At 64.4% G+C, this 8,797-nt stretch carries 12 protein-coding genes; 2 read left to right on the top strand and 10 right to left on the bottom strand.

Annotation, left to right across the window (positions count from 1 at the left end; translation table 11 throughout):
- Nucleotides 1-35 precede the first annotated feature (35 nt).
- Genes FAS41_RS14810 through FAS41_RS14780 form a run of 7 tightly spaced genes read right to left on the bottom strand, consistent with a single transcriptional unit; the run spans nt 36 to nt 4,990 of the window.
- A complete protein-coding gene (locus FAS41_RS14810; protein ID WP_138523479.1) occupies nt 36-779 on the bottom strand; it encodes a glycosyltransferase family 2 protein in 744 nt (247 codons plus the stop codon).
- Nucleotides 776-2,452: an ApeI family dehydratase gene (locus FAS41_RS14805; protein WP_138523477.1), complete on the bottom strand. Its 1,677-nt coding sequence runs from the start codon at nt 2,450-2,452 to the stop codon at nt 776-778. Before FAS41_RS14805 ends, FAS41_RS14810 begins: the two co-directional genes overlap by 4 nt.
- The gene (locus tag FAS41_RS14800; RefSeq protein ID WP_138523475.1) at nt 2,449-2,994 is read right to left on the bottom strand and encodes a COG4648 family protein; all 546 of its coding nucleotides are present in this window, start codon (nt 2,992-2,994) and stop codon (nt 2,449-2,451) included. The genes FAS41_RS14805 and FAS41_RS14800 overlap by 4 nt, the downstream gene beginning before the upstream one ends.
- Entirely contained in the window at nt 2,991-3,239 is a 249-nt protein-coding gene (locus tag FAS41_RS14795; protein ID WP_138523473.1) for an acyl carrier protein, read from the bottom strand. The genes FAS41_RS14800 and FAS41_RS14795 overlap by 4 nt, the downstream gene beginning before the upstream one ends.
- 11 nt (nt 3,240-3,250) lie before the next feature.
- Nucleotides 3,251-3,511: a phosphopantetheine-binding protein gene (locus FAS41_RS14790; protein WP_138523471.1), complete on the bottom strand. Its 261-nt coding sequence runs from the start codon at nt 3,509-3,511 to the stop codon at nt 3,251-3,253.
- Nucleotides 3,486-4,298: a lysophospholipid acyltransferase family protein gene (locus FAS41_RS14785; RefSeq protein WP_138523469.1), complete on the bottom strand. Its 813-nt coding sequence runs from the start codon at nt 4,296-4,298 to the stop codon at nt 3,486-3,488. Before FAS41_RS14785 ends, FAS41_RS14790 begins: the two co-directional genes overlap by 26 nt.
- A complete protein-coding gene (locus FAS41_RS14780) occupies nt 4,274-4,990 on the bottom strand; it encodes a beta-ketoacyl synthase chain length factor (RefSeq protein WP_138523467.1) in 717 nt (238 codons plus the stop codon). Before FAS41_RS14780 ends, FAS41_RS14785 begins: the two co-directional genes overlap by 25 nt.
- 303 nt (nt 4,991-5,293) lie before the next feature.
- Between FAS41_RS14780 and FAS41_RS14775 the strand changes: the two genes are divergently transcribed.
- Nucleotides 5,294-6,061, top strand: a complete 768-nt coding sequence (locus FAS41_RS14775) for a ParA family protein (protein ID WP_138523465.1) — start codon at nt 5,294-5,296, stop codon at nt 6,059-6,061.
- A 4-nt stretch (nt 6,062-6,065) separates the two neighbouring features.
- Here FAS41_RS14775 and FAS41_RS14770 read toward each other — a convergent pair whose 3' ends face one another.
- The 3 genes from FAS41_RS14770 to trxC all read right to left on the bottom strand — a co-directional run bounded on the left by FAS41_RS14770 (nt 6,066) and on the right by trxC (nt 7,919).
- Entirely contained in the window at nt 6,066-6,875 is an 810-nt protein-coding gene (locus tag FAS41_RS14770; RefSeq protein ID WP_138523463.1) for a universal stress protein, read from the bottom strand.
- Nucleotides 6,876-6,952: 77 nt separating this feature from the next.
- A complete protein-coding gene (locus tag FAS41_RS14765; RefSeq protein WP_138523461.1) occupies nt 6,953-7,399 on the bottom strand; it encodes a YiiD C-terminal domain-containing protein in 447 nt (148 codons plus the stop codon).
- A gap of 85 nt (nt 7,400-7,484) precedes the next feature.
- Nucleotides 7,485-7,919: a thioredoxin TrxC gene (gene trxC / locus FAS41_RS14760; RefSeq protein ID WP_138523459.1), complete on the bottom strand. Its 435-nt coding sequence runs from the start codon at nt 7,917-7,919 to the stop codon at nt 7,485-7,487.
- Nucleotides 7,920-8,074: 155 nt separating this feature from the next.
- Here trxC and FAS41_RS14755 point away from each other — a divergent pair.
- Nucleotides 8,075-8,797: hypothetical protein (locus tag FAS41_RS14755; protein ID WP_138523457.1), on the top strand; the 723-nt coding region annotated here is incomplete at its 3' end.

Genomic DNA, 8,797 nt, shown 5'->3' with positions numbered 1-8,797 from the left:
GCCGCGCTCGCGTTGCTGCGCCCAGTGTTGCGCGCTCACGCGGCGCTCCGCAGGCGGCGCCAGAGAATGGCCGGCGAGCGCCAGAGCATGCCGAAGAACAGCCGGGCGTGCATGGAAGAGATCAGCGCGTTGTCATGGAACAGGCGGAAGTGCGAGAGGCCGTCCAGCGGGTAGTGCACCCGTGTTGGCAGCCACTGCATCGGCTGGTTGCGCCAGGCCAGGCGCACGAGGATTTCCGGGTCGAAGTCCATGCGTTTGCCCAGCTTCGCGCTGTCGATCAATGCCAGTGTCGGTGCGAGCGGGTAGACGCGGAAGCCGCACATGCCGTCGCGGATCGACAGCGACAGGCTGTTGATCCACACCCAGACGTGGGTCAGATAGCGCGCGTAGAGACGGCCCTTGGGCACGCTCTCGTCGTACTGCGGATAGCCGCAGATCAGCGCGCCGGGGTGCTGGTGTGAGGCGTCGAGGAAGCGCTGCACGTCGGTCAGGTCATGCTGGCCGTCTGCATCCACCTGTAGTGCATGGGAGTAGCCCAGGCGCGCGGCCTCGCGCAGGCCGGCCATTACCGCGCCGCCCTTGCCCTGGTTCACGGAGAGGCGCACTAGATACGTATCGTGGCCTTCGGCGAGCTGGTCCATCACTGCCGCGCATTCGCGGCTGGAGGCATCGTCCACCAACACGCAGGGCAGGCCGGCGGCGAGCAGTTCGGCGACGACCTGGGGCAATGCATGCTCGTGGTTGTAGACCGGGATCACCGCGCACGGACGGACGCTCATTGGCCGGCACCCAGCAGGATGCGCCCGGAGGAGCAGGCCGCTTCGCCGCGGGTAAAGGCGAAATACAGCTTGCCGCGCCCGGCATCCCAGCGCAGCGACAACAGGCAGCGATCACCCGGCCGCAGCAGTTGCTGGAACTTCAGCACTTCCATGCCGCCGAAACGCGGCGGCAGGTCGAATACCAGGCGGCCCAGTTGCTGCGCCCATTGCACCTGCACCACGCCGGGCAGCACGGGGGCCTTGGGGAAGTGGCCGGGGAAATAGGCAAGGTCCAGGGGAATTTCCAGCTGGAAGCGCTGTTCACCTTCCGCTTCGCTGCGTGCCAGGACCTCGGGGTCGCGGCTGCGTGGCGCGTGTAGCAGTTCATCCACCAGGCTTTGCGGCAGCTTGCCCTGGGCATTGCCCGGCAGGCGCCGAAGCAGGCGCCAGCGGCGTGGCAGGGCGAGGGCTTCGCAGTGGCCGGCCAGGTGTTCGCGCAGGCGCTGGGTCAGTGCGCGTCGACCGCCGTTGCGCAGCGCGTGCAGGCCGGCATCGCTCAGGGCGACCAGTGCGCCGAGGCTGGCGCGGTTTTCCTGCACGACGCCCAGGCGTGCTTCGCTGACGAAGGGGTGCTGCATCAGCGCCTGCTCCAGTTGCGGCAGGGAGATGCGTTTCTCTTCCAGTTTGACGATGCGATCCAGCCGGCCGAGCAGCTCGAAGCGGCCGTCGGCGCAGAGGCGCGCAGCGTCGGCGGTCTGTTCGGATTCACCGGGCGGCAGGTAGGTCGACTCGATGCGCAGCGCGCCGTGCTCGTCCTGGCTCAGCGTGACGCCTTCGAATGGCTGCCACAGCTGCCCGCCCTGGCGCCAGGCGATACCACCGGTCTCGGAGCTGCCGTAGATTTCGGTGGGGGCCTGGCCGAGGCGCTCATGCAACTGCTCGCCGGCTTCGGTCGGCAACGGTCCACCGGAAGAGAACACTCGAACTACCGGGCGTAGCGCCGGCCAGTCGAGGTTGTCGCCCATGCGCTTGAGCAGCGCGGGGCTGCCGACCCAGGCGAAGCGTGGCTGATCCAGGCTGTGGCGTTGCAGGTCTTCGGGAAAGGCGATCTGCCGGCGCAGGAAGGCGCGGCCGGCGGAGAGTGGCCAGAGTACGCGGAACAACAGGCCGTAGATGTGTTGTGCGGCGACGCTGCCGAGGACGCGAGCGTCGTCCAGTTCCGTCCCCCAGAGGTTTTCCAGCACCTGCACTTCGTTGCTCAACTGGCGCAGGGTCTTGCCGATCAGCTTGGGCTCGCCGGTGGACCCGGAGGTACTCAGCACCAGGCGGCAGGCGTCGAGATCGAGCTCAGTGGGGATGACGGCCGGACCGTCCAGTTCGGTCAGCAGCAGGTCGCCGGGCTGGTCACCGATCCAGGCGTCGATCTGCGCGGCCAGCCGTTCGCGGCTGTGGGCGAGGTTGTCGGCTGGCAGCACCGCTTCGGCACCGGCGAGCCAGGCGGCGTAGAGGGCGATGGCCAGTTCGCCGGCATCCTCCAGATGGATCGCCACGCGCTGGGTGTTGCGCTGGCACAAGGCGCCGGCGACCGCGCAAACGCGCTGCACGAAGTCACCGGCCGACAGCGCAGGCTCCAATGCCAGCGGGCGCTCGGCAGGCAGGTCCGGCAGCAGCCGGGCGAGGGATATCGGTTTCATCCTTGACCTCTGACCCGTTGCCGCACCAGCCACTCGACGGCGAACAGCACGCCCATCAGCAGGTAGGAAATCAGGCCGTTGTACAGCGTCCACCAGGCCAGCGGCGCCCACAGGGTGAGGGCCGCGGCGATCAGGCCGTTGCCCAGGAAGAACAGCACCCAGACCTGGGTCACCCGGCGGGTGTAACGCACGGCATGGGGCGGTAGATCGGGTTCGTGCAGGCGCGCCAGGCGCTCCACCAGCGGCGGGCCGAACTTCAGGCTCAGGGCGAACAGGCCGAGCAGGCCGGCGCTGACCAGTACCGGGTACCAGCGCAGCAGGTGTGGCTCGTTGCACAGCCAGAGCACGATGCAGAATGCCACGGCGGCCAGCGCCATCCAGCGTTGTCCGGGGCGTTGGCCGCTTCCCAGGCTGCGGGCGAACCACAGTCCGCCCAGGAGCAGGGCGAAGAATTTCGGCGACAGGTGATCGATGCCGAAGTAGATCGCGAACGGGTAGAGCAGCCCGGCCAGCAGCAGGCCGAGCCCGACCAGGCGTGTCATGGGTTGGCCAGGCGATAGACCGCTTCGACCACGTCGCCGACGGTGCGCACCGACTTGAACTCCTCGGCGGCGATCTTCTTGCCGGTGTGGCGCTTGAGGTGGTCGATCAGGTCGACGGCGTCGATGCTGTCGATCTCCAGGTCCTCGTACAGGTTGGCGTCGAGGCTGATCTGCTGCGGCTCGAGTTCGAACAACTCGACGAGGGCGTCGCGCAGGGTGTTGTAAATGTCCTCACGGGTTTGCATGGTCGGCGATCTCAGGCGGCTTTCTGGGCAGTCACGAAGGCCGCCAGGTTCGCCACGTTGGCGAAGTGCTGGCGGGTGTCCTTGGCATCGGCGTCGATCTTGATGCCGTAGCGTTTCTGGATCGCCAGGCCCAGTTCCAGGGCATCCACCGAGTCCAGGCCGAGGCCGTCGCCGAACAGCGCGTCTTCGGCGCCGATGTCATCAGGGCCGATGTCTTCGAGGCCGAGGGCGTCGATGATCAGCTGTTTAATCTCCAGTTGCAGATCGCTCATCTCTTGCGAGCTCCTTGGTGAAATGCTGGTGCAGGAAGGCATTGAGCCGGCGCGAGGCGGCCGGGGCCGGGCCCTGGCTGGCGAACTCGCGCGGATCGATGTCATCGCCCACGCGCAAGCGGAAATGCACGCGGCGAGCGGGAATGCTGTACCAGGGCTCAGCCTTGGTCAGGGTGGTCGGGGTGACGGTGATGGTCACCGGGGTGATTTCGCTGGCACCGCGCAGGGCAATCGATGCCGCACCGCGGTGGAACTCGGGCGCCTTGCCTGGCGTGGTGCGGGTGCCTTCGGGGAAAACGATCAGGGTCTGGCCCTGCTGCAGGGCCGCCACGGCGGCATCGAACATGTCCATGCTGCCGTTGTTGCTGATGTACTGAGCCGCTGTCACCGGGCCGCGGGTGAAGGGATTGGCGAACAGACTCTGCTTGACCACGCAGTTGGCGTTGCGGATCAGGCCGATGAGAAACACCACGTCGATCAGCGAGGGGTGGTTGGCGATCACCATCTGCCCCGGCCGTCCCAGACGCTCGATGCCTTCCACTTCGTAGGTGAGCACGCCGCTGCGCTGCATCACCTGCACGAACAGCCAGAACAGCCGGCTGACTGTCTGGCGTGCCCGGGTACGGCGGCGAATGGTGTCGCCGGGCAGCAACGCCAGCAGGGGGAACACCAGTACCCGCAGCAGCAGGCCGCCGACACCGAAAATGGCGAAGCAAAGGCCGGTGGCGAACAGGCGCCACAGCCAAGCGTCGGTGCGCTTGCTCAGTGGTTGCGTTGCCAGGTCCATAGACGCTTCTTCCAGGGGTGATGGATCAGGCTGGCGGGCTCGATCAGCGCGCGCACCAGGTTCAGTGCATTGGGTAATGGCGGCGCGCTCAATGGCGCGTCGTTGTTCGAAAGGCTCAGGCTCCAGTCGCAGCCGCGCTTGAGGCGCAGGGCCACGGCATGGGGAAAAGGCACATCGTCGACCCACGGCGCGTAGAGCTCGGGTGGTGTCTCTTCCGCCGCGACGACCAGGACTTCCGTAGCACCCTCGGCCAGCAGGGCGGCAGCTTCCAGCAAACCATGCTCAAAGCCGTCCCGTTCACCGGCAATCGCCGTCATTTCGCTGGTGTCCTGCCGCAGGATCGACCACAGGCCGATCACCGCGTTGTGCACGGAAAGGCTGAACTGGGTCGGGGACAATGGTTGTTCGACGGCCAACTCGCGCAGCAGTTCCAGGCTGCGGCCGGTTTCGCCGTGGCGGGAGACGAAGATCAGCGGCATCGGCGGCCGCCCGTCGGCCAGGGGCCAGGCGACACTGAAGACCATGCGCGCCAGAGGACTCAGGCGGCGGCGCTGCAGGGCGGGGAGAAAGGCGACATCCGGCTGCCCGGTGGTGTCAGGCATGCGCTCTTCGCGGGTCCACTGTTGCCAGTCGGCGGTCGTGGACAGGCCCGGGGCCCAGGCGCTCCACTGGTCGATATCGAATTGAATCACGCTGCGAGCTCTTGTGGGCCCTTGGGGGCGTTCCTGTCGGCAAATGAGTCTTCCCTGGTCCACCAAGGGCTTCGTCGACACGTGCCATGGCGCAATGCTGGCATTATCCCGGTCGTTCTGAGGTCAGGCAAACTTTTGCTTACAAAGGCTGGGCAAGGTTCTCAATTTACCGTCGTGCCTGTTACGAAGCTTGGGGGAATCGCCGGGAGCCGCCGAGCGGTCGTCTGGCGAAGGATGCTCGCCCTTGTCATGGGCTTTGCATAGAATCCATCGGCACTCGATTGGTTCCTGGAGGGACGGCTCATGCGGCGTGTGGTGTTCAATCAGAAAGGCGGGGTCGGCAAGTCCAGCATCGCCTGCAACCTGGCGGCAGTGAGCGCGGCGGAGGGCTATCGCACCTTGCTGGTGGACCTGGATGCACAGGCCAACTCCACGCATTACCTGACCGGTCTGACCGGCGAGGACCTGCCGGTGGGCATCGCCGACTTCTTCAAGCAGACGTTGTCGTCCGGGCCTTTCAGCCGCAAGGGCAAGGTGGATATCTACGAGACGCCCTTCGACAACCTGCACATCGTCACCGCCAGCCCGGAGTTGGCGGACCTGCAGCCCAAGCTCGAGCAGAAGCACAAGATCAACAAGCTGCGCAAACTGCTGGACGAGCTCTCCGAAGACTACGACCGAATCTACCTGGATACGCCGCCGGCGCTTAATTTCTACACGGTTTCCGCGCTGATCGCGGCAGATCGATGCCTGATTCCCTTCGACTGCGACAGTTTCTCCCGCCAGGCGCTGTACGGCCTGCTGCAGGAAATCGAAGAGCTGAAGGAAGACCACAACGAAGAGCTGGAAGTCGAAGGCATCGTGGTCAACCAGTTCCAGCCGCGCGCGACCCTGCCGCAGCAACTGCTGGATGAGCTGGTGGAGGAGGAATTGCCGGTGCTACCGGTGTACCTGATGAGCTCGGTGAAGATGCGCGAGTCCCACCAGGCCTGCACCCCGCTGATATTTCTCGAGCCGCGGCACAAGCTGACCCAGCAGTTCGTCGAATTGCACAACCTGCTGGAAGCCTGAGCGATTACTGGCTGATCAGCACATCGCAGGGCGGCCGGCGCAGGAAATAGCGCGTCGAGCTGCCCAGCATGGCCTGCTCGATGGCGCCGCGGCTGCGACTGCCGAGCACCAGCAGGTCCGGCGTCCATTCCCGCAATGCCGTCTCCAGCGCCTGCTGGGGTGTCCCCTGTTGCACGGCGCAAAGCAGTTGCGGCCCTGTTGCCGGCACCTGCGTGCGCTCATCCTGCAGCGCCTGGCGCAGCAGTTCGCGCTGGGTATCCAGATGGCTGTCGGCACGATCGGCCTTCTTGCCCGGCTGGTAGGCGTTGAGCGCCAGCAGCTCGGCGTCGGGCGCGAGCAGCCGGTAGCCGGCGCGCCAGGCCTGGCAGGAGCAATGCGACAGGTCCAGGCCAGAGAGAGCCTTCGCGTAAGGTCTGGCGGATTCGTCCACGGCCAGCAGGATTGGCGTCCGGCAATGGCGAGCGATGCGCTCCAGGGTGGTGCCGTCGAAGCGCTCCAGCAGCTGCTGATGGTGCGCGCCAATCACCAGCAGGTCCGCATTCAATTCCTGAACCGTATCGGTCACGGTATTGGCCGCGCGGCCCTGGCGGATCACCAGCTGGTAATCGTTGATGTCACTGGCGCGGGCCGCATCGCGCAGTGCCACCTCGGCGGCTTCGCGCACCGTGGCCATCATGCGGTCCGGGAAGAATTCCTCGATGACGTGCAGCAGCGTGACACGGGCGCCGTGCTGGCGGGCCAGCTGGGCGGCGCGGCGCACGGCGATATCCGCCTCGACGCTGAGGTCGTGGGCGACGAGCAGGTTCTGGTACATGGTGGATTCCCTCTGGTGGCGCTTCCACTGTCGCGCCACGTAGGAAATTTCACCTTGATGCAGGGCAATGGCCGGCTTCAGCGACTACGTAGCTGATAGATGGCGTGGCTTTCGGCGACGATGTTGCCCTCTTCGTCCTTGAGCTGCAGGTCGAGGACGAATTCGGACTTGCCGTGGTGAGTGGCTTCCTCGCCGATGCGCTGGATTTCCTCTTCGCTGAGCTGCGCTTCGACCGTCACGTCGCTGGCGGCGGGCCGCAGGAAGCGCAGGCCGGCTTCCTTGACGATGGGGTAGAAGCGCCGGGCGTCGAAGCTGGTCAGCATCAGCACACCGCCGGGCATCTCGGCCACGGTGAACAGCGCTCCGGCGTACATGTTGCGGATGTGGTTCTCATTGCCCTTGAGCGGCATGCGCAGGCGCACGTGGCCCGGTTCCAGCACCTCGGCCTTGAGGCCGGTGCGCTTGACGAAGGCGATGTGTTCTTCGGTGAGCTGGCGGATGAAGTCTTCGGGGTAGGAAGGCATGGCGTGCTCCGTTGGCTTTTTGCCCAAGCCTAGCCGCCCCGCGCGGCCTGGCAATGACCGCACGGATTGACCGAAACGCTCGCCCTCAGATGCCCTGGCGGGACAACCAGTCCAGTAGCTGCGGCAGCGGCATGGCACCGCTCTGGCGCGCCACTTCCTGGCCGTTGCGCAGCAGTATCAGGCTGGGAATCGAGCGAATGCCCAGGCGCGTGGAGAGGTTCGGGTTGGCATCGCTGTCCAGCTTGGCCAGCCGCACCTTGCCCGACAGCCGCGCGGCGGCCTGCTCGAACACCGGCGCAAAGCCCTTGCACGGCCCGCACCAGTCGGCCCAGACGTCCACCAGCAGCGGCAGATCGCCCTTGGCCTGGGCAGCGAAACCGGCTTCGTCGAGGTCGAACGGGGTCTCCAGCACTATCGGTGATTGGCAGCGGCCGCAGCTGGGCGAATCACCCAGGCGTGCGGCGGGGACGCGGTTCAGGCCGTTGCAGTGGGGGCAGGGAATGATCAGGGGATCGGACATGGTGGGGCTCCAGAGGCAGTGAAGAGCTAGGTGGAGGCGAGTGTAGGGTTTATCAAGCGGCGCCGATTCATCACATCAAGTAGCATCAAGCGGCGGGTGGTTTTAAAGTCACCCTTTCATTACGCGATCTGGCATCAATAATAAAAGGCTTGTGAATGATAAAAACTATCCCGATGTGGAAGATGTTAATGGTATCCAAGGGCAAAATCATGGGGCTTGCCGTGCTCGCGTTCCTGCCTGTTTTTATCGTCGCCGGTGCCTGGATGTTTCTTGAAGGCCTGCAAACCGGGCAGAAGCGCCAAGCTGCAATAGGGCTTGCTAGCCTGGTTTCCTTTGGTGCATGCACGCTGGCATTTGCACCTCCCAGAAAATATATTCCTGGGAAAACATTTCTGGCTTATAGAAATAAAAAGCTCGTGATACAGAAGGCCATAAACTACGGTTATGCCGCCGTGGTGTCTGTCTTTTTGTTGCTTGCGGTCGTTTCGCCGAGCGATGCGGTAGGGTTGACGATCATGGCGCTGGTAGTCTGCAGTAGCGTCTACGTCCTCTCGAAAAGTTTGAAATTTCACGCGGATGTCGATTTCTCGACAAATGAATACTTGGCAAACGCCTTGGGGTTTTCTGTAGGGGAGAAAGTTCTGCTCAGCTACCAGAATTTCAATACCAACGACGTTGAACAAGGTAGCAATGCGTTTGCCGCAACGGCGACAAAGTTAATCGTGGCATCCTTTGATGGTGTTGCCTGGACAAAGCTGTCACGAGACCTGAGTCTGATTTCGCACATTGGCATCATTGGTAGTGAGGATCAAGATTACTTCGTTAAGTTGCAGTTCGGTGATGGCGGCCATGTTCTGTTGTGCATTAGTCTTTTTGAA

Source organism: Pseudomonas nicosulfuronedens, from assembly GCF_005877905.1.
Lineage (GTDB): Bacteria > Pseudomonadota > Gammaproteobacteria > Pseudomonadales > Pseudomonadaceae > Pseudomonas > Pseudomonas nicosulfuronedens.
Note: the sequence above shows the minus strand (reverse complement) of the source record. Positions and strands in the feature narration are given on the sequence as shown.

Bases quoted from the DNA above. Each gene is read 5' to 3' on its own strand.
- FAS41_RS14810 (WP_138523479.1), bottom strand. From the start codon at position 779: ATGAGCGTCCGTCCGTGCGCGGTGATCCCGGTCTACAACCACGAGCAT.
- FAS41_RS14805 (WP_138523477.1), bottom strand. From the start codon at position 2,452: ATGAAACCGATATCCCTCGCCCGGCTGCTGCCGGACCTGCCTGCCGAG.
- FAS41_RS14800 (WP_138523475.1), bottom strand. From the start codon at position 2,994: ATGACACGCCTGGTCGGGCTCGGCCTGCTGCTGGCCGGGCTGCTCTAC.
- FAS41_RS14795 (WP_138523473.1), bottom strand. From the start codon at position 3,239: ATGCAAACCCGTGAGGACATTTACAACACCCTGCGCGACGCCCTCGTC.
- FAS41_RS14790 (WP_138523471.1), bottom strand. From the start codon at position 3,511: ATGAGCGATCTGCAACTGGAGATTAAACAGCTGATCATCGACGCCCTC.
- FAS41_RS14785 (WP_138523469.1), bottom strand. From the start codon at position 4,298: ATGGACCTGGCAACGCAACCACTGAGCAAGCGCACCGACGCTTGGCTG.
- FAS41_RS14775 (WP_138523465.1), top strand. From the start codon at position 5,294: ATGCGGCGTGTGGTGTTCAATCAGAAAGGCGGGGTCGGCAAGTCCAGC.
- FAS41_RS14770 (WP_138523463.1), bottom strand. From the start codon at position 6,875: ATGTACCAGAACCTGCTCGTCGCCCACGACCTCAGCGTCGAGGCGGAT.
- FAS41_RS14765 (WP_138523461.1), bottom strand. From the start codon at position 7,399: ATGCCTTCCTACCCCGAAGACTTCATCCGCCAGCTCACCGAAGAACAC.
- trxC (WP_138523459.1), bottom strand. From the start codon at position 7,919: ATGTCCGATCCCCTGATCATTCCCTGCCCCCACTGCAACGGCCTGAAC.